The 24,813-nt window shown below is 64.3% G+C and carries 21 protein-coding genes; 5 read left to right on the plus strand and 16 right to left on the minus strand.

Features of this window, described 5'->3' with window-relative positions; all coding sequences use genetic code 11:
* Nucleotides 1–292: 292 nt before the first annotated feature.
* Nucleotides 293–976 carry a nucleoside deaminase gene (locus ACKWRH_RS34420; RefSeq protein WP_445217150.1) on the plus strand — a complete coding sequence of 228 codons (684 nt, stop codon included), beginning with the start codon at nucleotides 293–295 and terminating at the stop codon, nucleotides 974–976.
* A 24-nt stretch (nucleotides 977–1,000) separates the two neighbouring features.
* Here the strand turns inward: ACKWRH_RS34420 and ACKWRH_RS34425 are convergent, their stop codons facing one another.
* From ACKWRH_RS34425 to ACKWRH_RS34435, 3 genes are all read right to left on the minus strand, one after another.
* On the minus strand, nucleotides 1,001–1,771 hold the full coding sequence (locus tag ACKWRH_RS34425; protein ID WP_445217151.1) for a phosphorylase family protein: 771 nt from the start codon (nucleotides 1,769–1,771) through the stop codon (nucleotides 1,001–1,003).
* A 236-nt stretch (nucleotides 1,772–2,007) separates the two neighbouring features.
* Nucleotides 2,008–2,271, minus strand: a complete 264-nt coding sequence (locus ACKWRH_RS34430) for a hypothetical protein (protein WP_445217152.1) — start codon at nucleotides 2,269–2,271, stop codon at nucleotides 2,008–2,010.
* 261 nt (nucleotides 2,272–2,532) lie between these two features.
* Nucleotides 2,533–3,327, minus strand: coding sequence for a DODA-type extradiol aromatic ring-opening family dioxygenase (locus tag ACKWRH_RS34435; protein ID WP_445217153.1), 795 nt, complete (start codon nucleotides 3,325–3,327; stop codon nucleotides 2,533–2,535).
* Nucleotides 3,328–3,485: 158 nt separating this feature from the next.
* On the opposite strand from ACKWRH_RS34435, the gene ACKWRH_RS34440 reads away from it, so the two are divergent.
* Entirely contained in the window at nucleotides 3,486–3,665 is a 180-nt protein-coding gene (locus tag ACKWRH_RS34440) for a hypothetical protein (RefSeq protein ID WP_441256194.1), read from the plus strand.
* Nucleotides 3,666–3,672: 7 nt separating this feature from the next.
* Here the strand turns inward: ACKWRH_RS34440 and ACKWRH_RS34445 are convergent, their stop codons facing one another.
* The gene (locus ACKWRH_RS34445; protein ID WP_445217154.1) at nucleotides 3,673–5,148 is read right to left on the minus strand and encodes a carboxylesterase/lipase family protein; all 1,476 of its coding nucleotides are present in this window, start codon (nucleotides 5,146–5,148) and stop codon (nucleotides 3,673–3,675) included.
* A gap of 81 nt (nucleotides 5,149–5,229) precedes the next feature.
* Nucleotides 5,230–5,478: a hypothetical protein gene (locus ACKWRH_RS34450; protein WP_014493107.1), complete on the minus strand. Its 249-nt coding sequence runs from the start codon at nucleotides 5,476–5,478 to the stop codon at nucleotides 5,230–5,232.
* 190 nt (nucleotides 5,479–5,668) lie between these two features.
* On the opposite strand from ACKWRH_RS34450, the gene ACKWRH_RS34455 reads away from it, so the two are divergent.
* The 3 genes from ACKWRH_RS34455 to ACKWRH_RS34465 all read left to right on the plus strand — a co-directional run bounded on the left by ACKWRH_RS34455 (nucleotide 5,669) and on the right by ACKWRH_RS34465 (nucleotide 9,181).
* The gene (locus ACKWRH_RS34455) at nucleotides 5,669–8,359 is read left to right on the plus strand and encodes a flavin-containing monooxygenase (protein WP_445217155.1); all 2,691 of its coding nucleotides are present in this window, start codon (nucleotides 5,669–5,671) and stop codon (nucleotides 8,357–8,359) included.
* 133 nt (nucleotides 8,360–8,492) lie between these two features.
* A complete protein-coding gene (locus ACKWRH_RS34460) occupies nucleotides 8,493–8,765 on the plus strand; it encodes a hypothetical protein (RefSeq protein WP_445217156.1) in 273 nt (90 codons plus the stop codon).
* A 110-nt stretch (nucleotides 8,766–8,875) separates the two neighbouring features.
* The gene (locus tag ACKWRH_RS34465) at nucleotides 8,876–9,181 is read left to right on the plus strand and encodes a hypothetical protein (RefSeq protein ID WP_014493104.1); all 306 of its coding nucleotides are present in this window, start codon (nucleotides 8,876–8,878) and stop codon (nucleotides 9,179–9,181) included.
* 320 nt (nucleotides 9,182–9,501) lie between these two features.
* Here the strand turns inward: ACKWRH_RS34465 and ACKWRH_RS34470 are convergent, their stop codons facing one another.
* The 11 genes from ACKWRH_RS34470 to ACKWRH_RS34520 form a co-directional block, all read right to left on the minus strand.
* The gene (locus ACKWRH_RS34470) at nucleotides 9,502–9,657 is read right to left on the minus strand and encodes a hypothetical protein (protein ID WP_445217157.1); all 156 of its coding nucleotides are present in this window, start codon (nucleotides 9,655–9,657) and stop codon (nucleotides 9,502–9,504) included.
* Nucleotides 9,658–9,771: 114 nt separating this feature from the next.
* Nucleotides 9,772–10,287 carry a septal ring lytic transglycosylase RlpA family protein gene (locus tag ACKWRH_RS34475; RefSeq protein ID WP_445217158.1) on the minus strand — a complete coding sequence of 172 codons (516 nt, stop codon included), beginning with the start codon at nucleotides 10,285–10,287 and terminating at the stop codon, nucleotides 9,772–9,774.
* 147 nt (nucleotides 10,288–10,434) lie between these two features.
* Nucleotides 10,435–10,602 (minus strand): hypothetical protein, encoded by a 168-nt coding sequence (locus ACKWRH_RS34480; protein WP_445217159.1) that lies wholly within the window; start codon nucleotides 10,600–10,602, stop codon nucleotides 10,435–10,437.
* A 30-nt stretch (nucleotides 10,603–10,632) separates the two neighbouring features.
* On the minus strand, nucleotides 10,633–11,883 hold the full coding sequence (locus ACKWRH_RS34485) for a DUF1501 domain-containing protein (protein WP_445217160.1): 1,251 nt from the start codon (nucleotides 11,881–11,883) through the stop codon (nucleotides 10,633–10,635).
* Nucleotides 11,884–11,885: 2 nt separating this feature from the next.
* On the minus strand, nucleotides 11,886–13,367 hold the full coding sequence (locus tag ACKWRH_RS34490; protein ID WP_445217161.1) for a DUF1800 domain-containing protein: 1,482 nt from the start codon (nucleotides 13,365–13,367) through the stop codon (nucleotides 11,886–11,888).
* 160 nt (nucleotides 13,368–13,527) lie between these two features.
* Entirely contained in the window at nucleotides 13,528–15,537 is a 2,010-nt protein-coding gene (locus ACKWRH_RS34495) for a serine hydrolase (RefSeq protein WP_445217162.1), read from the minus strand.
* 62 nt (nucleotides 15,538–15,599) lie between these two features.
* Nucleotides 15,600–18,119: a M56 family metallopeptidase gene (locus ACKWRH_RS34500; RefSeq protein WP_445217163.1), complete on the minus strand. Its 2,520-nt coding sequence runs from the start codon at nucleotides 18,117–18,119 to the stop codon at nucleotides 15,600–15,602.
* Nucleotides 18,116–18,508, minus strand: a complete 393-nt coding sequence (locus tag ACKWRH_RS34505) for a BlaI/MecI/CopY family transcriptional regulator (protein ID WP_014493096.1) — start codon at nucleotides 18,506–18,508, stop codon at nucleotides 18,116–18,118. The genes ACKWRH_RS34500 and ACKWRH_RS34505 overlap by 4 nt, the downstream gene beginning before the upstream one ends.
* Before the next feature lie 343 nt (nucleotides 18,509–18,851).
* A complete protein-coding gene (locus ACKWRH_RS34510) occupies nucleotides 18,852–20,447 on the minus strand; it encodes an NAD-dependent malic enzyme (RefSeq protein WP_445222526.1) in 1,596 nt (531 codons plus the stop codon).
* A 219-nt stretch (nucleotides 20,448–20,666) separates the two neighbouring features.
* On the minus strand, nucleotides 20,667–21,665 hold the full coding sequence (locus ACKWRH_RS34515) for a tripartite tricarboxylate transporter substrate-binding protein (protein WP_445217164.1): 999 nt from the start codon (nucleotides 21,663–21,665) through the stop codon (nucleotides 20,667–20,669).
* 99 nt (nucleotides 21,666–21,764) lie between these two features.
* Complete coding sequence (locus ACKWRH_RS34520) at nucleotides 21,765–24,098, minus strand: mechanosensitive ion channel domain-containing protein (protein WP_445217165.1); 2,334 nt, start codon at nucleotides 24,096–24,098, stop codon at nucleotides 21,765–21,767.
* Nucleotides 24,099–24,813 lie beyond the last annotated feature (715 nt).

Genomic DNA, 24,813 nt, shown 5'->3' on the forward strand with positions numbered 1-24,813 from the left:
ATTAGCGCGTGTACCTATAAAATCCGGGATGTCCATTTTGAGGGACCCCGGAGCCGACATAGACAATCGACCATCGCGTGGTCAGTGCGGTACTTGAAAGGTAACGGTCCTTGATCCAGATCAAGTCAGACTGTTCGTAGCCCGTTGTTTAATTGCCAATATGCCGGGCCGCAGGAGCGGCCTCCGGCGCCGGAAAGATTCTTCGTCGCTCCGGCACCGCCGCAATTTGAAAGGACGGCGACAGAACCCAACGCATTCTCAACACCGATTTTGCGTTCCCGAGGGACCGCCCATGAGTAGATCAGAAGCTGACGTTCAAGATCTGCGAATGATGGAAAGATGCCTCGAACTCGCCCGGCAAGGGGTGAAGCAAGGAGAGCTGCCATTCGGCGCCGTAATCGCGTTTCGAGGACAGGTCATCGCAGAAGCGACCAACCACGTTTCATCGGAATGCGACGTGACCCGACACGCGGAACTCGTGGCTCTTTCAGAGGCGCAGAAGATTCTAAGACAAAAGCGTTTGCCGGATTGCACCTTGTATTCAATTGTCGAACCTTGCCCAATGTGTTCTTTCCCGGCACGGGAGGCGCGGATTGGTCGCGTGGTGTTCGCCATTTCATCTCCGATCATGGGCGGATTTTCGAGATGGGACGTTCTGTCGGACAACAGTTTGTCGGGCAAACTGCCTGAGGTCTTCGGACCTGCGCCGGAAATCGTCTCGGGCTTGCTATCCCAAAGGGCCGAGCAGGTTTGGCGCGACTGGAACCCGCTCGCCTGGCGATTTATGAGACGACGAGGCTGCTTCGGACGAGCGGCCGAGCAGACCTCGTGCCACGCGGGCGCGCCTCGGCCAACGTTTTCCTGGAACGCGCTGGCGGATATTTTGGCCGCGCCGGCTCTTTCGGTGAGTAACGTCTTCCTGCGCCGGCGTGCAGATTCAAACACCATCTCGGACCTGGACAAGCCTGGAGTCTGAGATCGGGAGCGCGCTGCTGCAGGATCAGGCGCGTGTGGCTATCGTTTCAAGTACGCGCGTCGGAATGGGGACTCGGTCTCGTGAACACAGGTGCGGGAAACCAAAGTGAGCTCCGAGCCGTCGCTTGGCGCTGCGCAAAGCCATCACCGCCATGACGGAGTCAACGGCGAGCCGGCTAAGACCAGGGAGTTGCCCCGGGTCTTGAACAAGCGAACGTCCAATCTTGCGCAGTTCAGGCTTACCTGCTGGCCCGATATCTATGAGCGCTGCCCTCGGAAGTTTTCGATGAGCGGGGTTTAGAACAACACGACAGACGGCAAAGGGAATTCTGAGTTCGGAAGCAATTCGAGCGACGATCTGCGACTCCATATCGGCGGCAACCGCCCCGGTGATGCCATGGAAATCCCGTCTCTCTTCAAGACTTGTCATCGGGGAAGCGACACCAGCTATCGCAGAGTAGCTGGCACCCGGGATCATCCGAAGGAGCTCCTCGGCCCAGGGAAGGTCAGCTGGATAAGCTTCATCTTTCGCGGCAAATACCGACGAGGCGATGACAATGTTACCTGGTCGGAGCTTCGGATCTAGCCCGCCGCACACCCCGAAACTGATAATGCCGCGCGCGCCATGTCTGATGGCGTCACGCAAGTAAAAGGCGGTCCGGTCACCTTCAGCGATCATCGCTGGCGCACCGGCTATTCTGGCCTCGATCGCAAGTCCAACTACGGCGATGACCGCCTTCACGTCACAGCGGGGGGCGCCAGTCTGAGCGTCGTTGGCCGTGACATGCAGCGTCATCAGAGGCGTCGATAATCCTGAAACCGAAGTATTTCCAGACTCGGACAATCAAGAGTAAGCCGGCACTAGCACTGTCCGTCTAGACAAAATCGACAGGCCTCCCGATTGGAAGCCAGTTGTTGGAGAACTGTGCCTCGGACACCACAGCTGCCGCCTGATCGCGGCGGAGACTCGCACCTTCAACGGCGCAACGAACCCAAAGCGGACTCCTCGCAAATACCGTGAATCGCTGTGCTTCAGCTATCAGGCTGCCCCCGGTTGTCCGCAACTGGCGGCCTCCCCAATGCGCGCTCGCTGAAGACCGGTTCGTTTGGCGGTTCTCTTGTTTCGAACTCGCCTGTTGGCCCGAAGCGGCTGATGGCCGACGGGCAAGGCATGTCCGCTCTGCCCTGATAATTCACACCAACTTGTTCGCCAATCGCGAGCACGTCGTCAACCTCGATGCCGAGATAGCGCACCGTGCCTTCGATCTTGGTGTGGCCGAGCGAGAGCGGTGCCATGATCGAATTTTGCCGCTGTTTTGCCCGACGTGTCAAACCCGTCGAAATACCGCTCGCGTATCCTGCCCGGCAAAAGTACTCTGCTAAGCCATTCTATTTACTGGGCCGTTCTACTGTGCATGGGGTTGTTTTCAACATATTTAGTCGGAACCCCGTAAGGTGGATTAGCCCGCGGCTGCGCGAAGCGCAGTCCGCCAGCGCAATCCACCACCTTCATTGCGGCTCGATGGTAGATTGCGCTGCGCTGATCCACCCTACGATTCATCCAAACACATACGACGCCATCGCGACGCTCGCGACCTCGTCGACGAAGACGCGCTTGCCCACGTCGCTGCCGGCGGCACCTGCCGCGACCATCAGCGGTAACAGATGGTCCTCGCGGGGATGCGCGAGACGCGCGCTCGGCGCGTTCTCCCAGTCGACCAGCATCGCGTTGCGCCGCGCCGTATCCGGATTGCTGATCGCCTCGTTCAGATAGGCCTCGAAATCATACGAGACCGGCTTAGACTCCGGCCGGTTGAAGCCGCGCATGTTGTGATAGGTGAGCCCGCTGCCGACGATCAAGATGCCCTCGTCGCGGAGCGATGCGATCGCCTGTCCGACCTTGATGTGCTCGGCCGCATCGTAGCTCGACTTCAGCGACAGCAGCACGATCGGCATGTCCGCGTTCGGATACATCAGGCCGAGCGGCACGAAGGTGCCGTGATCGAAACCCTGATTGGGATCCTCCCGGCAATCGAGGCCCGCGTGCTTGAGCAGCGCCCTCACCTCCGCGGCGAGCTCCGGCTTGCCCGGCGCCGGATATTTGAGGTGATAGGTATGCTCGGGGAAACCGTAATAGTCGTACACCATCGGCGGCTGCGGCGAGGTCGACACGGTGAAGGCTTCGGCCTCCCAATGACCGGTGATGACGAGCACGGCCTTCGGCCTCTCGGGGAGAAGCTGCGGCAGCCGGCCGAACTCCGCGGCCGTTTTGGCATATTGCACCCGCCGGTCCTCCATGAAGGGCCAGGGGCCGCCGCCATGCGACAGGAAGAGGGTTGGAGATCGCGTCATGGATGCCGGCTCGTCTCGTTGACAATATGCGCGTGCGAGCTGCCCGCGCGAACGGGCGAGCATAGGCAAACCGGTATGGTTAGCAAGTCGTTAACGATTTGCCGCCCACAATCCGGCCGTGGCCGAAGGAGTCGGCCTGAAGACAAGCGAGACGTGAGATGAAGAAGTTTGCGCTGGGGGACGTCGTCAACAGTGACAAGGGCCGCCGCGGCGTCGTTCGCGCCGCCTACAGGTCCAAGGACGGCCACCAGTTCTACGCCGTCGAGAAGGACGGCGCGATGGACCATCTGGAAGAACACCGGCTGAGCCCGGCGCCGCGCGTCGAGCTCGCGGCCTAAGCCCAACTCATTTTCTGCTCTCACTTGCAAGCCGGTCCAGGCGATCCGACCACGGGTCGTCGCCGCTCGCGATGCGATCGTTCGCGATCAGCAGCAGGCGATCGCGGTCTGCGGCCGCGTCCCAACGCGGCAGGTCCGGGCCGTTGGGATTGCCATTCCTTGCAAAGTTGATCCAGTAAGCGCGCATGCGGTTCGCGACCTCGCGATCCCCCCATGTGAGCGGTCCCGCGCCGGGCACGCCTTCCGCGCCGAAGATGAATTGCAACTCGCGCCCGTGCCCTTCGTCGGGATTTGTGCGCCGGGCCTCGGTCACGTAAGCGAAACGATAGCGAAACGTAGGCGCACCGGTTGCCGCATGGAGGCGGGCAAGCAGCCTGACCGGCTCGGAGAAAACCTTGTCGGAATAGAATTTGGCTGCGCGCTCCGAGGGCCTGGCGATATCAGGATAGAGCTGGCGCAGCTCATCGCTGCTCTCGCCCGAGGATGCCAGCGTCTCCTTGATCTCCCGCTCGCCGTCGAAACGCGTCTCGTCGTCATTCGAGCCGATGATGAGGGGAATACGGCTTTCATGTCCCGCCGCAAATCCCGCGGCCACGTCTTCGCGCACCAGGATTCCATCCATCGCAGGCGCGAAGCTGCGTTCGGATTTGGCGAGCAGTTTTTGTTCGGCAGCAAGCAGCCGCGCCGGCGCCACGACGCGCAAATCCGCCCCCTGCTGCCCAAGCGCCGCCACGAATTGCCGGCCCACGGCCTCCGCCTCCTGCACCGGGCGCTGGCGCGCGCGGCCGGGCAGCGATTGCAGAATGGCTTTCTGGAAGAGGTCGCGCGATTGCGCACACAGCATCAGCAGCGCGATCGATGTTGCGCCCGCGCCGCCGCCGAACAAGGTGACATTGTTCGGATCGCCGCCGAAGGCCGCGATGTTGTCGTGTACCCAATGCAGCGCCGCGATCTGGTCCATCAGGCCGTAATTACCGGAGCCACCTTCCGACAGCGCGGGATGAGTGAGCCAGCCGAGCACGCCGAGACGATAGTTCAGGGTGACCACGATGAGGCCGGCTTGCGCGAGCTTTGCACCGTCGAACAGCGGATCATTCGCGGTGCCGCTGACGAAGCCGCTGTCATGGATGAAGACCATCACCGGCAGCGGGCCGTCGACGCCGAAGGGACGGAATACGTTGAGCGTGAGGCAGTCCTCGCTCGTGCCCGGCACCGAGGGCTGAAGACACGGCGCGCCGTACTCATAGGCGGTGCGCATCTCGGGGTTCTCGGCCGTTGCCTGCGGTGGGCGCCAGCGCAGTGCGCCGACCGGAGCCGCCGCGTAGGCCAGCCCCTTGAACGACGCCACCTCGCCCTCGACCGCGCCGAGCATCTGTCCTTCACGCGTCAGTGCGAACGGAAACTGCCCGACCGCCTGAGCGACGGCCGCACCGTCCCAGCAAAGGAGTGAAGACGCCACAACGAGCGCAAACTGGAGCCGCATCCTGGGGGATCTCGATGCGCCAAAAGGTTCCCCGACAGCTTACGTCTGCGGCCCGCGATGAGGCAAGCTCGGCGGCGCCAGCTAGCCGCCCTTGGCGACGATCTCCGCCAGCGCGCGGCGTGCGACGATGCCGAGCTCACCAAGCGTGGAATGGCCTGATTGCGCCGCCTCGATCAGGCGCTCGGCGATGAACCTGCGGCTGTCGTGATCGCCGCCGTGCGGCAATTGGCGGCACGTCTGCTCCAGGACGACGTCCATGTTGGCTTTCGTCCGCTCGCTCAACTCTGTCATGACGTCCGGTCGGTACGCGTGGCTTGTAACCGCAAGCATACACAGAAGGATGTGGTCTGATTAGCCCGGACAATCCCGGCGGTTGTGCATCGCGGTGCGTGTATCGCCGCAACCTTCGCGCGGCCACGATGGTGCCGCAAACGACTACCGAAGATTGTACCTGTCCTGATGACAAGCAAAGCCTGCGGCGATAGCCTGCCGGCAAAACAAACGACACGGGAGGAATACCATGCCGGACGCAATGGTCGCCGCACGTGAGTCCAAGGCGGCGAATGGAACAGCCCAACAGGTCGACGTTGCCGTGGTCGGCGCCGGATTTGCCGGCCTTTATCTTCTCCATCGCCTGCGCAAGTCCGGCCTCACGGCGGTCGCCCTCGAGGAAGCCGGCGATGTCGGCGGCACCTGGTACTGGAACCGCTATCCCGGCGCGCGCTGCGATATCCAGACCATCGACTACAGCTACACTTTCGATCCCGAGCTCGATAACGCGTGGACCTGGTCGAAGAAATACGCGACCCAGCCCGAGATCCTGCGCTATCTCGGCTTCGTCGCCGACCGCTACGATCTGCGCCGCGACATCCGCTTCAAGACCAAGGTCACCGAAGCCAAATGGGATGAAGCGACTGAGCGCTGGCAGCTCACCACGAGCAGCGGCACGCCGGTCTCCTGCCGCCACTACATCATGGCCACAGGCTGCCTCTCCGCGCCGAAGCCGCCGGAAATCGACGGCGTCAAGGATTTCGAGGGCAAAGTCTATTTCACCGGGCGCTGGCCGAATGACGGCGTCGATCTCGCCGGCAAGCGCGTCGCCGTGATCGGCACGGGCTCGTCAGCCATCCAGTCGATCCCGCTGATCGCCGAGCAGGCCGCGCATCTGACCGTGTTCCAGCGCACGCCAAACTTCGCGCTGCCGGCGCATAACGGCCCCTCGCCATCCGATCGCATGGATATTTTCCAGAGCGATCGCGCCGCCTATCGCGAGCAGGCGCGACAGTCGATGACCGGCGTGCCCTATCCGCAGCAGACCGTCGTGAGCTGGCAATTGAGCGACGCCGAGCGTCGTGAGCGGTTCGAACGTGCTTGGGCAGCCGGCGACCTCGTCCACATCCTGACGCAGCTCTGGGCCGACCAGGCCGTCGACGTCGACGGCAACAAGATCGTCCAGGACCTGATCCGCGAGAAGATCCGCGCCGCCGTCAACGACCCCGAGACCGCTGCGGCGCTCACGCCGCACGATCATCCTTTCGGCGCAAAGCGCCCCTGCCTCGATACCAATTACTATGCGACCTACAACCGGCCGAACGTCACGCTGGTCAATCTGCGCCAGGAGCCGATCAAGGCGATCACCGCCAGCGGCATCACAACGGCGAAGCGCAGCGTCGATGTCGACGTCATCGTGTTCGCGACCGGCTTCGACGCCATGACCGGCGCGATCCGCGCCGTGCATCCGATCACCGGACGCGGCGGCAAGTCGCTGACCGATGTCTGGGCGCGGGGGCCGCAGACCTATCTCGGGCTGACGGTCGAGGGCTTCCCCAACTTCTTCATGATCACCGGGCCCGGCAGCCCGTCGGTGCTGTCGAACATGGCGGTGTCGATCGAGCAGCATGTCGACTGGGTCGTCGACCGCATCGCTGCGCTGCGCGACGCCGGCTTCACCACGATCGAGCCGACCGAGACGGCGCAGGCCGGCTGGAGCCGGCACATGACGGACTGTTCGATGGTGACCCTGCACCGGCTCGCCAACACCTGGTACACGGGCGCCAACGTGCCCGGCAAGGTGCAGGGCCTGATGCCTTACACCGGCGGCGTCGGCCCCTATCGCAGCATTTGCGACGAGGTCACGGCCCGCGGCATGCTCGGCTTCAAGCTGACCGGCCCCAACGGCGCCGCGCAGTGCAACGACGGCGAGGTGGTATGCCTGCAGCCGGATGTGCGGCTGGTGCTGAATCTGCTCACATCGCTGAACCTGCCGCCGATCGAGTCGATGGGCGCGCTCGGCGCACGCGCCTTCGTCAACGAGTTCAACAAGGGCCGGCCCGCGGGACGGCCGATCGGCGATATCGTCGACGGCACGCTGCCCGGCACGGACGGCCCGCTGCCTTACCGGATCTACAAGCCGGCAACGCCGGGGCCCCATCCGGTCGTGGTCTATTTCCACGGCGGCGGCTGGGTGCTCGGCGACGAGCAATCGGACGAGCCGCTCTGCCGCGATCTGGTGCGGCGGACCGGAATGATGTTCGTCAGCGTCGGCTATCGCCACGCGCCCGAGCATCGTTTCCCGACCGCGGCCGAGGACGGCTATGCGGCAACGCGCTGGATCGCCGAGCACGCGAGCGAGCTTGGCGGCAGGCCGGGCCCGGTACTGGTCGCGGGCTGGAGCGCCGGCGGCAACATCGCCGCCGTCACCTGCCAGCTTGCGCGCGATCGCGGCGGGCCTGAGATCGCCGGCCAGCTCCTGGTCTGCCCGGTCACCGACTGCACCTTCGAGCGGCCCTCCTACAACGACAACGCGACCGGCTATTTCCTGACGCGCTCGCTGATGTACTGGTTCTGGGACCTCTACTGCTCACCGGCCGACCGCACCGATCCGCGCGTCTCGCCGCTGCGCGGCAACGTCGCCGGCCTGCCGCCGGCCTTGGTCGTCACCTGTGAATTCGACCCGTTGAGCGACGAGGGCATCGCCTATGCCGAGGCAATGGCGGCCGCCGGCGTCCCGGTCGAGCAGCTCAGAGCGCGCGGCCATTTCCACTCGTCCTTTGCGATGGTCGACGTGGTGATCACCGGTGTAGCAGGCCGGGTGCAGATGGCCGAAGCCCTGCGGCGCTTCGCCGGGCTTCCGCCGGAAGTCAGCCGCGGCGATGAGGATAGCCACGATCATGCCAGCCCGGGCCACAGAATTGCGGCGGCCGCGAGCTGATTTGCGGCAAGGCGGCCGGGAACCTTTTCCCGGCTGCTGCGTTGAGCGCTCGGCATTGAGATGCAGCGATAGGTGTGGGCCCCGGCACGCAGATCCGCGTGTTGGGGCAATTTTTGTTGCGTGAGGCGGGACGATGGGCGACGTGGTTGCGGATTCAAAGGTCGATTTCGGAGCGCCTGCAGCCCTGCATAAATGGCCGTCGCTTGCGAACCGGCGCCGACCGGACAGGGATTCTTATCCGATAAGCGAAGGTACGCTCGACCAGTGCATCTCGGCCTTCATGGAGAAGCCGGCCACGATCAGGCATCTCTATGAGATTCACACGATTGCGCAGCCGCCACTGGTCACCGATATCCTCTCGCCCGAGCACGTCATCGAGCTATCGCGGTTGAGGGAATTTCTCTGATTGCGTGCAGACGCGGAAGCTGCACGCGCGCGACAAGCTTTTCACAAGACAGGAACCTTTTACCGGATTTTCCCGTTAACCGGGATCGGAAGTCGAGACGAGAGCCCAAGATGCTTGAAGCCGGCGTACCATCCGCGGTCGTGCCCTATGGTGCAGACCAGACTCTGTTCGTGGTGATTGATCGCCGCGACAAGGCGACTGAAATCCGCATCGAGCGAAGCGATCTTGAAGCCACGATCGGCGAGCTCGTCGCCGGCTGCTTCAACGATCCGATCAAGGTGATCTCGTTCAACACGCTCGAGCATTGGATGAAGGACATCTCGACGGAAATCGCCGGCGAGATCAAGGCGCGCTGCGACATCGACGGCGTCCGGCTTCCCGACTATCTCAGCGACTTCGTCGAGAGCCATAGCTGACCGCGCCTCGTCCTCGTTGATACGTTTCAAATCGCAGGCAAAAAAAGCGCCGCTTCCGCGGCGCTATTCGTGTGGCAGCATTATTGTTTGAGCATGATCTTATCGGAAAACCACTCCACGCTTTTCCGGGTCATGCTTTAGTGGTGCCAGAACAATGCCAGCAGCAGAACGATCGGCAGCGGCACGCCAAGAAGCCAAAGCAAAGCACCTCGTCCAAAACCCATGACTTCCTCCTCCACATTCATCATTGACATGACGCCAAAGACGAACGGAAGTTCCGCATCTCGCAGCGAGGGCGAATGCGTTCAGTGCATGGTTTATCAGGCGCGCCGGTACTTGCCGGCGATGACCTCGATTTCGCGGCGGCGTTCGTCAGCGAAGGTCAGGAGCTTTTCGATCGTCAGCGTATCCGTGATCCGTTTGGCGAGCCGCTCGGCGCGCGCGGCCTGATCTTCGAGATACTGGATCGTGTTCAAACGCCGCCTCCCCCGAGGACCCCAAATTGGAGCCCGATTTGTTTGGGCACTCATGGTGCGCCAGGGCGACTAACACTCGGTTAAGCGGGGCGGCTCAAGTCAATGAATCGCGCTCTATCGCACCACGTCGAGCCGGACATTGGTGATGCCCTTGTCGACCATGCCGAGCGCCTCGGCTGCCGATGGCGAGATGTCGACCACGCGTCCGCGAACATAGGGACCGCGATCGTTGACCCGGACGGTCACGAAGCGGCCGGAGGAAACGTCCGTCACGCGCAGCTTCGTGCCGAACGGCAGGCTGGGATGCGCCGCGGTCAATTCGTTCTTGTCGAACCTCTCGCCGCTCGCGGTCTCCGTATCCGAATAGAAGCTGGCAACGCCATGCGAGGCGGTTTGCTTTGCGCCACCGTCAGGAACGCGCGCCCGGCGGATCGGCCGCGGATGCAGCGCCGCCACCCTGTGCGGCCGCTCGACGGCGGCTTGCCGGCTGGTGCCGAGATCAGCCTTTTGGCGGCCGACCGGGGATTGCGCGCAGGCGGCGAGTGAAGCGGCACCGATGATGGCGAGCAGCAACCGGCACGAGGTTGCGAGGGAAATCCGGGCACTTGCGGCACGTGCAATGCGAGACATGGTACGCCCCTCCGAACTGCCGAGAGTTTCGGTCGGGAATGAGGGCAGAACCTTGTCGGAACAAAAGCAGGCCTGAGGCCGCCGCCGTTTCGCGTCAGCTGTGACGATTCCACCACAGTGAGGTGAATCGAGACAAACGTGCGAAAATCAGCCCGATACAACGCGCCAGACGATCGGGTGCGTCTCGAGCTGCGCTTCGCTCGCCTCGGTGTCACCCTTCAGGAGCCGCATCAGCTCGCGCCGATAGAGCCGCCGCCAGCCGGTTTTCAGGCTGGCGAGAAAGTCGAGCTCCCGTTGTGTCAATGTGCACATCATGGACCCGATCCGGTTGCGAAGGCTGCGCCGTCAGCCGAGGAGGCCTCCCATCGGCTTGACATCCGCGCTGCCGGGGAAGACCGCATCCGCCAGCACCTTCTCCTCGACGCGCAGATGATCCCTGAGCAGGCCCTTCAGCACGGCGCGGAGATCGGTGGTCGGCTTGAGGTCGCGATCCTCGAACAATTGCGCGGACTTCAGTCCCGGCCAGTCCGCGATCACGCGGCCGCCGGTGAGCGCGCCGCCAATGAGGAAGGCGACCGTGCCCGTGCCGTGATCAGTACCTTGGGTGCCGTTGACGCGCGCGGTGCGCCCGAACTCGGTGACGACGGCGACGACGGTCTCCCGCCAAGCCTCGCCCATGTTGGTCTCGATCGCCGCAAAGGCGCCATCGAGCGCACCGAGCAGATTGTAGAGCTGGCCCGAGGCCGCGCCTTCGGCGATATGCGTATCCCAGCCGACGAAGCCCATGGCGCCGACGCGCGGGCCGTCGGGCTTGGCGAGATAGCGCGCGGCGGTGCCGGCCGCTTCGGCGAAGTAGGCGCGCACGCGCGCAATGCCGGGCGGCACCAATGTAGGATCGTCCGACATCTGATCGCCCGTGCCGGGCGCGCCGCCGAGCGAGGCGAGCTTCATGCGCGCCTGGAGCACGGTCGCAAGCTTCGGATCGGTGTGCTGGTAGAGATCGAGCAGGCGGTTCTGCGTGTCCTCGCTCGCCGGTAACAGTTTTTGCGGCACCCATGTCATGACGGGCGCCGAGCCGCGCACCACTAACGGGGTCACCGAGCCGATGCCGAGCGCACGGCTGCCGCGCGGATCGACGCGCCCACCCGACTCCATCGCGATCAGCGCGCGGTTGAGCCATCCCGAAGCGGTCACGCCGGGCTTCGAAATGCCGCTCTCCAGCACGTCCTGGCCATCGAAATGCGAGCGCTCGCGATAGGGCGTCGCGGTGGCATGGACGATCGCGGCCTTGCCGGTCTTGTAGAGCCGATGCAGGTTCGGCATCGCCGGATTGAGCGCGAAGAAGGAATCGAGCGGCAGTGCCGGCGGCTTGCCGTCCAGCACCAGCGCGCGATCGCCGCGCAAGCCGACCCAGTCGGGATCGCCGACCGGCGCGACTGCACCGAGACCATCGAGCGCGCCGCGCAGGACGATCACGAGCAGGCGCGGATCGCGCCCTTCGGCACGTGCGATCCGCGGCATCTGGCTCCACGCGAACAGCGCACCGGAGCCGACCAGGAGCTCGCGCCGCGTGGGCAAATGATTGACGAAGCCCATGCTCACCTCCTCTGAAAATCCGCCGACATAAACAATAGCGCCAGTGCCTGTTGCCGGCTCTCGGCGCGTCCGACCGCCTGCTTCACCTCGGGCGCGATCTGCGATGCGAAGACGTCCTCGATGATGACTTGCGGATCCGCGGTGCCGGTGATGCGTTCGGCGAAATTGTTGGCGACGTCGAGCCGCCGGCCGATACCGTCGATCCAGCTCGCTTCGTCGTCCGGATAGCCCTTCGGCGCCGACGGCCGCCACAGCGCCTCGCCCAGCAGCTCCTGGCCGCCGGTGAAGCGCACGGGATCGACGACCGTGATGCCGGTCGCGCGTACCATGCCGGCGACCCATTCGCCGGGACGCTTCAGCTTTGACGGCGGCCCGCGCCACGCTTCGTCCGACGACACCATCGAAATCGCGACCTGCTTGAGATCGCCTTCGGTGTCGCGAAATGTCTTGGCCATCTGCTCGACCAGAACCGGCGGCGGCTCGTCGGCAACGAAATGGCGCGCGAGCTTGGTCGCGACATGCGTCGCTGTCGCCGGATGCGCGGCGAGGTCGCGCAGCACGGCGCGGCCCTGCTCGGCGTCTTCCTGCTCGTAGCGCTTGCCGAGCACGGTCTGCCCGCCGGGCTCGTGCAGCCGCGGATTGAAGGTGAACTCGCCGCCATGCTGGGGATCGGCGCCCGGCGGCACCAGCGTCCAGCCGGTCAACACGTTGGCGAAGCTGATCACGTCGTCCTGGGTGTAGCCGGTGCGCACGCTGAGCGTATGCAGCTCCATGATCTCGCGCGCAAAGTTCTCGTTGAGGCCACTGCTGCGATTGATGCCGGCGATCGAGTTCGCGCCCATCGAGCCGAGATTGTCGAGATAGAATAGCATCGCCGGATGGCCTTCGACGGCCAGCAAGAGATCGACGAAGCGGCCGAGCGCATTGGCGCGAACGGCTTCGCGTTCATAGGCGCCGGACATGCTCTGGATCCGGTTGGCCGAGACGCAGAAATGGTTCGACCAGAACCACACCAGCCGCTCGGCGAAGCCGATGTCGGCGGCGAGCGCGGCTTCCGTGCGCAGCTTGGCTTCCTGCAAGTAGATCGGACGGCCGGGATCGGGAACGGCATCGGCCGCCTGCTTGGCCGCCATCTCGGCGGCATCCTTCTCCTGGCCCTGTGCTGGCGCTTGCCCCTCGGTCTGCGCTTGAGCTTGACCCTGGTCACCCGGAGCAGTTGGCACCGCAGCCACCTGCTGCTTCTTGGCCTGCTGCTGCGCCTGCTTGGCGCGCGCGGCTCGCCGCGCATTGGCATCGGCCACTGTCCGATAGGCCTTCGCACTGGTGGGAAGGCTGGCGGCAGCGCTCAATGCGAGCGGCCGATCGAGCTCTGCGATCAACGCGCCGCGCGGGTCGGTCCCGACAGCCGCAAGTGATCCCGGTCGCGGCCCCATCCCGAAACGATGAAGCGCCAGCACGGCCGCGGCCTTTGCGGAATTGCTCATGGCGAACGCCCATTCTTTCGAGCCTGCCGACCAGTGTCGCGCTAGGCTACAAAACGTAATGCTACAAATCGTAGCATTACGGACATGCGCCGGCAAGCGGAGATTGAAACGCTATGGTCAAGAAGTCGGGAGCCGCGACAGACGGGCACCCGCGGCAGTCCTAGAAATTGGGCCCAAGCGCGCTCTTGGCATGCAGCTCCCAAGGCCCCGGATTCAGGATGAGCCCGGAGACTTTGCCTGCCGCGTCCCTGATGAAAGCGATCCGGGTATGATCTTCGTCGTCTACGGTGAATTCGTTGTTTGATGCCGCCACGAGCGGCGTCGCGTTGCCCTTCTCGAATTCGAGGATCGGCCAAGCCCCCGTCGCCTCCGCGATGAGCTTGCCTTGCTCGACGCGAAGTTGAAGCTGGACCGAATTGGCACGGCGGGTGGCTCTTACGACGCTGAGATCGCCTGCGCTGCGTTGACCCCTGTGGACGATTTTCATCTTGATCGTCGTGTTGGCTGGCCCTCGCAGCTTGGCCAGGACATCGGCGAGCGCGAGGCCTTTCAGCGGCGCGCCATCAATTTCAGTGACGAGGTCGCCGGCCGTCACACCGGCCTTGGTTGCGGGGCCGCCGCCAAGGTTCGGCTTGTTGATCCTCAGCCCCTCCTGCTCCATGGCGACGAAACTCCCGATTCCAAGCCATCCGGTCTTGCCATCGGCCAGGCCCTGCCTGTCACGCGAGCTCACCGTGGCGCCGAAGTCATAGGTCCCGGCAAAATCGGCGAGCGCTTCCGGGCTCAGGGTCACCGGCACAGCCGGCGGAACGGCGGACGACTCGGGAATCGTCAATGCGCCATAGACGAGGTGATTGATCCCCGAATACAGCACCGCCTGGCGCCCTTTGCTGCCGGGCGTCGCCTGGACCATCTGTACGCCGATCAATTGCTCCGCCGGATCGATCCAGAAATACGTGCTCCAATGTCCAGCCCAGGAAAAGCTTCCAACCGCTCCCGGTATCCAGCTTTGGACCGGATCGGTGCGGATGGCGAAGCCAAGCCCGAAGGTTGTTCCGGCGCGGGCGCCAACCTCGTCACCTCCGAAAATACTGACGCCCGATGGCAGCGCGTTCGTCGTCATCTGCTTCACCGCACGCGGGCTGAGCACGCGCACGCCATCGAGCTCGCCGCCATTCAGCAGCATCTGGCAGAAGCGGAGATAATCGGGCGCGGTCGATACGAGTCCGCCGTCGCCGGAATAAAACTTCGGCGGCGTCGTGACATCCCAGATCGGTGGCCGTTCCGGCATGGGAGAATCGACGAGCCGATCGAGCTTCTCCTTCGGCACAAAGAAACCGGTGTCGACCATATGCAGCGGCCCAAAGATGCGGCCCTCCAAGAACTGATCGAAGGGCTGACCGGACGCCACTTCAACAACCCGGCTCAGCACCTCGACGCTCCAGCCATATTCATGGACCTCGCCGGGCTCGTGCGCGAGCGGCAGACGGGCGAGGCTGGACACGAAATCCGCTAACGTCGTGTCGCGTCTCCGCACGCCCCTCAAGCCATAGAGCCCATGGATCATCCGGATCCCGAAGTCGGCGCCTGCGTCGGCAAGGCCCCGTTCCGGGTAGGCAAAATCGAGCTCCGGATAGATCAGGCCAGACGTATGGCGTAACAGATCGCGAACCGTCATCGGACGTTTTGGTGGTTTCGGCAGACCGAGCCCGTAGTCCATTTCGCCTGTCGCCGGGTCCGTCTTCTGGAAAGCGACCCGCATGTTCGCAAGCTCGGGCAGATATTGCGAGACGGGAGCATCGAGGTCGAGCTTGCCCTCATCCACCAGAATCATGGCGGCAACGCTGGCCACCGGCTTTGACATCGAGGCGATCCAGAAGATGGAATTCGTCTTCATCGGGACGGTCTTGGCGCGGTCCTGAAATCCGATGGCCTGCAAATAGGCGGGCTTGCCGCCCTTCGCGATGGCGACGACGGCGCCGGGCAAAAGGCCGTCCGACGGCGAGAAAGAATCGAAGCGCGCCTGATACCACGGCGCGATCCGCGCCAGACGCGCGGCCGAGAACCCCAGGCTTTTTGCATCGCCCGGCGTCGCGAGGTCATCGGCGAACGCTATCCCCGACAGGCAAAGCACAACGGGAATCGCCCACATCGATGCGACGAGTCTCATTCCGCAGTCTCCGCAGAAGCACAACAAATCTGAGCAGGCACTCCTGCGGCGGATGTGAACCGCTAGAAATTGGGTCCGAGCGCGATCTTCGTGATCGTGCCATTCCTGACGCCGATGCGCCATTCCGCCGAGCCGTTGGCGAACTGGGCGACATAGATGTCGCTGTCGAGCGCGGTGACGCCACGAAACGAAACCGCGCGCAATGCGCCGAGCCGCGCCAGGATCGCCTGGTCGAACGGAAGCTGCTGACGCGTGATGTCGGCCACCTCTGACGTCATGCGTTCGTAGTCCGGCTGGCCCTTGCCGACGCCTTCGATATAGCGGCGCAGCATCTCCTCGCCATTGGCGATCGGAACGGCGCGGCGCGCCGCGCGCCCCGGCCGCGCGCCGATGTTCGACGCTTCGACATTGTGGAAGCGTGTCTGCCGCCCCGGCAGCAGGACCTCGAGGCACCGCCCGGACTTGTCGGCAATCACCCAGGGATTGTTCACGGTGGTCGTGGACGCCCAGGACACGTTGGGCCTGACGGTGCTCTGCATCCTGCGATTGCCATCGGCGTCGAGATTGAAGACCTGGATGTCGTCGCCGATCTCGTTATAGATCATGATCCTGATCGGCGAAGTGCCGGCGCGGCCGCGCACGCGCGCTTCCTCCGAACAAGGCACGATACCGCCGAGCTCGTCATTGCCGTCCGGCCGGAAGATCACGTCGCCGGCCTTGCCGTCGGGCTCTATCATCAGGCGGAATTCGGCCGTGCCGTTCTCGAACTTCGCGCCATAGATGTCATAGCCGCCGGGGCCGACGCCGCGGAAGAAGATCGACTCGACCGCGCCGAGCGCCACGAACGTCGCCTGCGATTCACTGAGCTGCCGGTGAACCTTGGCCGCCAGCGGCGCACTCATCCGATCGTAATTCGGCGTGCCGCGACGCAGATCTTCGATCCCGCGCAGAATCATCTCCTTGCCGCCGGCAACCGGGACCTGCTCCCTGAACCTGTCAGGAACCTCCGCAAGGCGGCGCGCGAAATCCGCCTCGATCGCCTGAGCCACCGATGCATCGATCCGCGACGCCAGGCGAGCGCCAAAGACCGAATTCTGCACCAGAACCCGCGAGACCTTTGATTGCTCGTCACGCAGGAAGATCAGGAGATTCTCGCCACGGATCGAGAAGACGTCGGCACCTTCGGCGAGGAGCGTGGCCCGGCCCTGCACGGTTTCCTGTACCTGGAGACGATCACCCTCACGCCGCACCATCAGCACGCGGTTCGGAGCAATCCTGTACCAGCCGACATACTGGTTGAGCGATGCCGGATCGGCGGCCGCCGTCGGCATCTCGGCGACGCGAACCGCGCGGATATCGTGGCCGTTCATACGCAGCGTCAGCTCGGAGGAGCGGCGCTCAGCATCGAGCGGGAACGTGATCTCGCCGGACGAGGCCGCGTAGGCCGCGATGCCGTCACTGCCAACCGTCAGGCGCAACCTGCGCTGTCCGGTGAGCTGGCCGTAGAGGTCGTCGCCCTCACGGAAGATGGCGAACACCGAGGCAGGACCCATGGCGTAGAAATTGACGAAGGGGCGGTAGTGCTGGGCCGGCACCTCGCCGGTTTCCGCAGCGACGGGTGCGGGGTCCGGGGTGCGATAGGCGATCATGCCGGCGGACACGATCACAGCCGGAATGATCGCGGCCGCGATCCACAGCCGCTTGCGCCAGCCGACCGCGACGGGCATGGCGGCGGCCGCGATGATGCGCTCGACGCGTGCGCGCACGGTCGATACCCGCGCCATCGCGAGCTCCACCGGCCGCGGATTTGCGCTGGTTGCAACATCGAGCAGGATTTCGGCATAGGACCACCGGTCGTCGATGACTTCGATCGCCTCGGCGTCGCTGATGATCTCGGCGAGCTCGGCGAGACGCGCGAGCTGCCACCACGAGAACGGACTGAACCAGAACACTGCACGGTTGAGCGAGGCAAGCAGCAGGATGTAGAAATCGCGATTGGCGACATGCGCGCCCTCATGCGCGAGCACCGCGAGGCGCTTCTTCGCATCCCAGCCGGAGAACTGCGGCGGCACCAGAATGGTCGAGCCGAACGTGACGGGACCGCCGACCTCGCGGCTGACGCGCACGTCGGCGTCGATCAGCTGCGGGCCGCTCATCGGCCTTGCCGCGCGCGCCAGACGCCAGGTCAGGCAGAGACCGATGGCCAGCCGCAGCAGCAACGCGCCGGCGACGCCGGCATAGACGATGGTGGCGACCAGCCACCAATTGATCGATACAACAGCTTTTGCCGGCGCCACGACAGCCGCGCCCGGCGGAATCGGCAGCGCGGGTTGCGGGGCCTCCAGCATCGAGATGTCGGCCGGCAGGAAATCATCCGGCACGGATACCGGCAGAGGCATCCGGGTGATCGTCAGCGTCGGCCAATGCATCACGAAGGGCATCGCCAGCGATGCCAGCAGCACGACGACCCACGCCGTCATTTGGACGTGCGGATTGCGCACGCGAAACAGGTTGAGACCGAACCAGACGACGCCTCCCAGCACGAAGGAGCGTAGCGCCGCCTCAGCCAGAGTTGCGATCATTCTTTCTTCACTCCCCTCGCCTTCTTCGCCTTGGCCACCTGGTCGGCCAGTGTACGCAGCTGCTGCTGGTCGAGCATCGCATTGTCCACCATGCCGACGAGGACTTCCTCCATCGAGCCGTTGCAGAACCAGTCGACGATACGCTGCACCGCCTTGGCCGCGACCCGCGCGCGCTCTTCCGCAGCGTGGTAGACATAGGTGCGTCCGTCCACGGTGTGCCGAGCATAGCCCTTTTCTTCCAGCCGGCGCAGCACCGTGCGGACGGTGGATTCCTTCAGACGCCGCGACAGCCGCTCGCGCACGACCTCGGCCGTAACGGGACCATGGGCCCAAACCAATTGCATGACCTCGTGCTCGAGGTCGCCCAGTTCGGGCAAACGATCGTCCATGGCATCTGACCTTGCGGATTGAGTTTCTTGTAACGCTACAGATCGTCGCATATGCGGCCGCGCCGCGCAACGGCGATTCCACCTAAAATGGTGTCGTGGGCCGGCCTGACGAGACGGGTAAACTTTCGATTTTGGCCAGCAGCGTGCCTTGCCCCTCACCCGGATCGCTCACGCGATCCGACCTCTCCCCGCAAAGAGCGGGGGAGAGGTTAAGAAGCGTCACCGCGAACTATCTGGCTGCTATCGATGTAAGGGACGCGCCACTGCACTCCCTCGCCCCGTTCTTACGGGGAGAGGGTTGGGGTGAGGGCTGCCTCCACACGTTCGGCTGAAGTTGTGAGCCTCAATACTGCGGCTCGTACATCTGGGACTGGACCAGGCCCTTCACGTCGTTGGGAGCCGGTCCGTCGGCGAGACCGCGCTGGTAGGCGACGTCTGCCACCGCAACGGCGATGCGGGCCGAGACCTCGCGAATGCGAGGGAGTGCCGGATAGAGGCTGCCCTGCGCGAGGTCCTCCTTGCCAACGCAATCGGCGAGCGTATGGGCGGCCGCCATGAACATCTCGTCCGTCACCAGGCGCGAGCGGCTGGCGATGACGCCGAGGCCGACGCCGGGGAAGATGTAGGAGTTGTTGCCCTGGCGCGGCACGAAGGTGCGGCCGTTGAGCGTCACCGGATCATAGGGACTGCCGCAGGCGAACAATGCGCGGCCCTCGGTATAGCGGTAGGCGTCCTCGGCCGAGCATTCCGCCTTCGAGGTCGGGTTGGAGAGCGCGAACACGATCGGCTGCTCGTTGAGCGCGGCCATCGCCTTGAGCACCTCGGGAGTGAAGGCGCCGCCGACCGCGGCGACACCGATGATCGCCGTCGGCTTCAGCGTCTTGATCGCGGTGAGGAAATCGGCGATCGGCGCCTGGCCGGCATGGGCATAGCGCAGCTTATGGCCAGAAAGGCCGTCACGGCCGCCGACGACGAGGCCGCGGGAATCCACCAGCCAGTTGCGCCGGAGAGCTTCCGCCTCGGAAATCCCCTCCGCCATCATGGCGGAGACGACGAGATCGGCGATGCCGGTTGCCGCCTCGCCCGCACCGAGGAACAGGATGCGCTGATCCTTGAGCTTGCCGCCATTGACGCGCAGCGCCGAGAACAGGCCGGCGAGTGCCACGGCCGCGGTGCCCTGGATGTCGTCGTTGAAGACGCAGGCCTCGTCCCGATATTTGTGCAGCAGCTTGAACGCCGAGTGATTGGCGAAATCCTCGAACTGGATCAGCACGCCCGGAAACGTCTTTCGCGCAGCCTGCATGAACTCGTCGACGAAGCTGTCATAGGCCTCGCCGGTGAGCCGCCGCTCGCGCAAGCCCAGATAATAGGGATCGTTCAAGAGCTCTTCGTTGTTGGTGCCGACGTCGAGCACGATCGGCAGGCAATGCTCGGGATGCACGCCGGCGCAGGCTGAATAGAGTGAGAGCTTTCCGACCGGGATGCCCATGCCGTTGGCGCCGAGATCGCCCAGCCCGAGGATGCGTTCGCCATCGGTCACGACGATCAGCTTGGCCGGATAGGGCCAGTTCTCCAGGATCTCGGCGATCTGGCCGCGATCGCGCGATGAGATGAACATGCCGCGCGGCCGCTGGAAGATCAGGCCGTATTTCTGGCAGGCGAGCCCGACCGTCGGCGTGTAGATGATCGGCTGGATCTCGTCGATATTGTCGACGACGACGCGGAAGAACAGCGCCTCGTTGCGGTCATGCAGCGCATTCAGCGCGACGTATTTCTCCAGGTCCGTCGGCAGCGTGCGCAGATTGGTCAGCACGCGCTCGACCTGCGTCTCCATCGTCAGCACGCAAGGCGGCAGCAGCCCGCGCAAGCCAAGCGCGTCGCGCTCCGCTTCCGTGAAGGCGGTGCCCTTGTTGAGCAAGGGATCGCGCAGCAGCGTCATGCCGTGAGCGGGGTCGGATGATGTAGATTGGGCGCTGACCCGAGCAGGTCTATTCACGAATTCCCCCAGGGAGTTTCTTATTGAACTGCAAGCATTGTCGGCCAGTGCTCACCTGAGATCAAGGACGTAGAGACTCAAGGCTCGATTGTGATCTCGCACCGCAGCGAGATTTCGCGAAAAGCCGGCATTTGCGCACGAGAAGGGATTAACGTAGCAGGACTACTCGGGCTTGATGTCGGCGGCTTTCACGATCGGCCACCATTTCTCGGTCTCCGCCTTCTGGAATGCGCCGAGCGCCGAAGGCGATTGCTGGTCGACCGGCGGAATCTCCTGCCCCAATTCGGCGAAACGCTGCTTGACAAAGGGATCGGCAAGCACGGCGACGATGGCCGCGTTGAGCTTTGTGACGGTCTCCTTCGGCGTGTTCTTCGGTGCCCAGATGCCGTGCCAGTAGGAGATGTAGAGACCGGGCAGGCCCGCCTCGTCGACGGTCGGGATATCAGGCGCGGACGCGAGCCGGGTCGGCGACGTCACCGCAAACGCCTTGATCGCTCCGTTCTTGTATTGCGGCAGCGAGTTCGAGGCCTGGTCGAACATGATGTCGATCTGGCCGGCGACGAGATCGATCATGGCGGGGCCGGCGCCGCGATAAGGCACGAACTGGAAGTCGGTGCCGGTCTTCTCCTTGAAGAAGACGCCGGCTACATGCGCGCCCGTTCCCGCGCCAGCCGTCCCGGCGGTGGCCTTGCCGGGGTTGGCCTTCAGCCACGCAATCATCTCTTTCAGATTGTTGGCCTCGAGCGACTTCCGGCCAACGATCAGCTGCGTTCCCATCGCGATCGTCGCGACCGGCTCGAACTCGGCGATCACGTCATAGGGCAGCTTGAAGATCGCGCCGTTCAGCACATGCGTGCCCCAATGGCCGATCGTGATCGTCGTGCCGTCAGGCGTCGCGCGCGCGACGCGGGCGCCCGCAATGCTGCCGGAGGCACCGGCCACGTTCTCGACCACGACGGTCGTGTGCAGCTGAGCGGCGATCCGCTCGGACAGGATCCGCGCCAGTGTGTCGGTCGGGCCGCCCGCCGCGAACGGTACCACGAGGGTGATGGGGCGCGACGGGAACGGCTGGGCGCCGGCCGGCACGGCCCACGCCGCGCATCCGATCAATGCGCAAATGACGATCACATGACCGCGTAGTACAGCCCACACACCCGGCATTCCATCCACCCTTTTTCATCGCCCGCATGTTGTCAGCGGGCTGGGGCCGGAGTGAACGCTGCCGGGCGGGCAGAGGCAAGCTGGAAATTATGCCGAGCGCTAACCAGCCGCCCGCCGCGGGGCCAGATTGGCGGCGCTATCAGCCGGCGGCGCGATCTGCATCAGGATGGTCTGGACCGGGGATGCGACCTCGATGCCGTTCTGCTGGAAGCGCAGCTTCATGCGGCGGTTGAATTCGCGCTGGACCGGCCAGCGGCCGGCCTCCGTGCAGCGGATCTGGCCGACGATCGACACCATGGCACCATCGACCTTGTCGATGCCCCACAGCTCGAGGTCGCCGCGAATGGCCGCGCGAAACTCCGGCTCGCGGCGCATCTCGTCGACGATGTCCTTGAGGATCTGGCCGGCGCGGTCGGTGTCTTCCTTGTAGGCAACATTGACGCTGACGGATGCATTGCCGGCGCCGCGGCTGGCATTGGTGATGGTCGTGACCGCGCTGAACGGCACGATGTGCACCGCGCCGTCGCCTGCGCGCAGACGAATGGTGCGGATCGAGACGTTCTCGACCACGCCGGAGAGGCCGGAGACGCTGACGTTATCGCCGACCTGGACCGTGTTCTCCAGCAGCAGGAACAGGCCGGTGATGAGATCCTGCACCAGCTTTTGCGAGCCGAAGCCGATGGCAATGCCGACGATGCCGGCGCCGGCCAGCAGCGGCGCGACGTTGACGCCGATCTCGCTCAGCGCGGTGAGGCCTACGACGGTGGCGATCAGGCAGAGCAGCGCCGTTCGCAGCATCGGCTGGAAGGTGCGCAGGCGCGCCGCGCGGGCGTAGTGCCCGTCGCGTGACAGCGTATTGATCTGGCGATCCAGCAGCGCGTTGCTGGCTTCCCAGATGGCGGCAGCAATGAGCACAGCGATGCCGATGGTCGCCACCGCCGAAATCAGCCGGCTGCCGATCTGACCTCCATAGAACCAGACGATGGCGTCGACGCCCCAGACTTCGAGCACGGCCACGAAGCCGATGAACGCGATCACGCTGGATACGATCTTGCGCAGCAGCGGCAGATAGCGGTTGGCGCGGGTCTCGAGGCCCGGAAAGCGCTGGAGGATCTCCGGCTTGATGCGGAAGCCGCGGTCGATCAGACTCATCGTCACCATGATGGCGACGCGCGTGATCAGCGCCACCACGACGGTGCCGACGAAATATTGCAGCAGCAGTGAATAGCCATTGCGGATGTTGAGCGCCCACACCGCCCACAACGCGAGGTCGAGCGCGATGGCGAGATAGTGCCAACCGCCGGCAATGCGGTTGCGCAGGCGCGCCGCAATCCCCTGCCGCTCCGCCGGCGCGCGGATGGCTTCGGCGACCTGGCGGCGGCATTGCAGGATGATGACGACGACGAAGAGATGCACTACCAGCATCACCATGCGCAGCAGCGCCGCATAGCCGGCACGATGCAGGCCGAGCAGCAGCGCCACATTGGCGAAGGCGATGCCGGAGACGCCGACGCCGACGATGCGCCGCGCCCAGATCTCGATATAGGCCGCAGTCTCTGCCCGAACCGGAACGAGGCCAAACGGCCCCGCCAGCGCGCGGACGACGCAGATGAGCCCGCGCGAGAACGCATAGGCATTGACGACGGCGAGGATCACGAGGCGGACGGTTGCGGGATCGCCGATCTCCGTGCCGAGCAGTGCGGTTGCGACACCGATGAAAACGAACACGGGAAGCAGCTCGAGCAGGAGACGCCCGAGCACGAAGGGCAGCCGCAGCAGCAATTGCCAGACACGTGCGAGACTGTGGCGGCGCTTGTGCAGTTCGGGCGCGGGCGTGACATCGGCGACCGATGACGGCGGATCGGCGATGGGCAGCACCTGCGCCGGCAGACGCGCGGTTTGCGGGACGCGTCCTTCCAGGAATGCGACTGGACGCCGGATCGCGCGGAAGATCACCCACTCCGCCGCAATGGCGCAGCCGAGCACCAGCGCGAGCTTCCACGCGATCTCGATCAGGAGGTTGTAGGCGGCGGGATCGTTGGCGGTCCGTACGATCCAGTAATAGAAGGCGGGGAAATGCGTCAGCGTCCGCGCCACGTCGGCGATCTCGCGCGAGATCTCGCCGATCTCTTCCGACACCGTGAGCAGGAGCTGTGCCCCGAGGCCGTCGGCCGAGAGCGGGATCGGCGATTTCTGCTCGGGCGCGGCGGGCACTGGCTGCTGCTGACCGGGCGCATTCGCGATCACGCGCAGCGTATCGATCATCTGCGCACGCTTTTTGTCGTCCTGGAGCGTCTCCAGCGCACGCTTGGCTTGCTCCGGCGACAGTACGGCAGCACTGTTGGCGGCAGGCGGCTCGGCGCGGACGGTGGAAAGAGACGAGATCGCGATGAAGAGAACGGCGAGGAACGCCGGGGCAAGCTTGTGCGACACGAGGATTCCCTGGAAAAATGCATGCGCCGGCGGAGTCGGGACTGTCGCCGCCGAAGCACTGCGTCATGTCGTATCGACGCTATTCGCCCCGACGCTGTGTCGGAAGTTGGCCAACGAGGCGACATTCTCTTGGCATTTGCCGCAATGCAGGAACGGGAACCGTCGGCTCCGCACGAGCCGAACATCAACCGATGGGCGATGCGCACAACAAAACCCTCCCGTCATTCCGGGAGTCGGCCCGGAATGACGGCGAGGAGGAGGAGAAAGCAGGATGTCAAAGCGCCTGTCACGGCGGCCGCATCACGGCCATCCGACATGATCGGTGTGATGCAAAATACAGGCGCCGGGAAGGTAGGGGCTTTGCCTCACTGATGCAGCCCGCTAAACCTTGACCCGGCGTGCCGTTCGCGGTTTCTGCCGCTATGCGATAGTCCGAACGAGCTCCATCGCACTTAACGCGGCTGGATCTGCGGAGGTGGAGTCATAGACCTCCCCTTGCTCTGAGGTGGACGACGCGTCGCTTGTTTGCGACCAACGCCATGCTCCTCCCGTGACATAAGACTGTCAAGCAGGATCAATGGTGCCGGTATCACATTTGCGGACGTGTTCCCTCCCGCCGCGAAAGATCGGTCGCAATGGATCAGGGAATAAATTCCCTCCTGCCGCGTTTGTGTCAGACAGTCCATCCGCCTTCCGCATTCCATCCATTTCCAGA

The sequence above is a fragment of the Bradyrhizobium sp. Pa8 genome (assembly GCF_052588265.1).

Excerpts from the sequence above, each read along its gene's own strand:
- ACKWRH_RS34420 (WP_445217150.1), top strand. The coding sequence starts at position 293 with ATGAGTAGATCAGAAGCTGACGTTCAAGATCTGCGAATGATGGAAAGA.
- ACKWRH_RS34425 (WP_445217151.1), bottom strand. The coding sequence starts at position 1,771 with ATGACGCTGCATGTCACGGCCAACGACGCTCAGACTGGCGCCCCCCGC.
- ACKWRH_RS34430 (WP_445217152.1), bottom strand. The coding sequence starts at position 2,271 with ATGGCACCGCTCTCGCTCGGCCACACCAAGATCGAAGGCACGGTGCGC.
- ACKWRH_RS34435 (WP_445217153.1), bottom strand. The coding sequence starts at position 3,327 with ATGACGCGATCTCCAACCCTCTTCCTGTCGCATGGCGGCGGCCCCTGG.
- ACKWRH_RS34440 (WP_441256194.1), top strand. The coding sequence starts at position 3,486 with ATGAAGAAGTTTGCGCTGGGGGACGTCGTCAACAGTGACAAGGGCCGC.
- ACKWRH_RS34445 (WP_445217154.1), bottom strand. The coding sequence starts at position 5,148 with ATGCGGCTCCAGTTTGCGCTCGTTGTGGCGTCTTCACTCCTTTGCTGG.
- ACKWRH_RS34450 (WP_014493107.1), bottom strand. The coding sequence starts at position 5,478 with ATGCTTGCGGTTACAAGCCACGCGTACCGACCGGACGTCATGACAGAG.
- ACKWRH_RS34455 (WP_445217155.1), top strand. The coding sequence starts at position 5,669 with ATGCCGGACGCAATGGTCGCCGCACGTGAGTCCAAGGCGGCGAATGGA.
- ACKWRH_RS34460 (WP_445217156.1), top strand. The coding sequence starts at position 8,493 with ATGGGCGACGTGGTTGCGGATTCAAAGGTCGATTTCGGAGCGCCTGCA.
- ACKWRH_RS34465 (WP_014493104.1), top strand. The coding sequence starts at position 8,876 with ATGCTTGAAGCCGGCGTACCATCCGCGGTCGTGCCCTATGGTGCAGAC.
- ACKWRH_RS34475 (WP_445217158.1), bottom strand. The coding sequence starts at position 10,287 with ATGTCTCGCATTGCACGTGCCGCAAGTGCCCGGATTTCCCTCGCAACC.
- ACKWRH_RS34480 (WP_445217159.1), bottom strand. The coding sequence starts at position 10,602 with ATGATGTGCACATTGACACAACGGGAGCTCGACTTTCTCGCCAGCCTG.
- ACKWRH_RS34485 (WP_445217160.1), bottom strand. The coding sequence starts at position 11,883 with ATGGGCTTCGTCAATCATTTGCCCACGCGGCGCGAGCTCCTGGTCGGC.
- ACKWRH_RS34490 (WP_445217161.1), bottom strand. The coding sequence starts at position 13,367 with ATGAGCAATTCCGCAAAGGCCGCGGCCGTGCTGGCGCTTCATCGTTTC.
- ACKWRH_RS34495 (WP_445217162.1), bottom strand. The coding sequence starts at position 15,537 with ATGAGACTCGTCGCATCGATGTGGGCGATTCCCGTTGTGCTTTGCCTG.
- ACKWRH_RS34500 (WP_445217163.1), bottom strand. The coding sequence starts at position 18,119 with ATGATCGCAACTCTGGCTGAGGCGGCGCTACGCTCCTTCGTGCTGGGA.
- ACKWRH_RS34505 (WP_014493096.1), bottom strand. The coding sequence starts at position 18,508 with ATGGACGATCGTTTGCCCGAACTGGGCGACCTCGAGCACGAGGTCATG.
- ACKWRH_RS34510 (WP_445222526.1), bottom strand. The coding sequence starts at position 20,447 with ATGACGCTGCTGCGCGATCCCTTGCTCAACAAGGGCACCGCCTTCACG.
- ACKWRH_RS34515 (WP_445217164.1), bottom strand. The coding sequence starts at position 21,665 with ATGCCGGGTGTGTGGGCTGTACTACGCGGTCATGTGATCGTCATTTGC.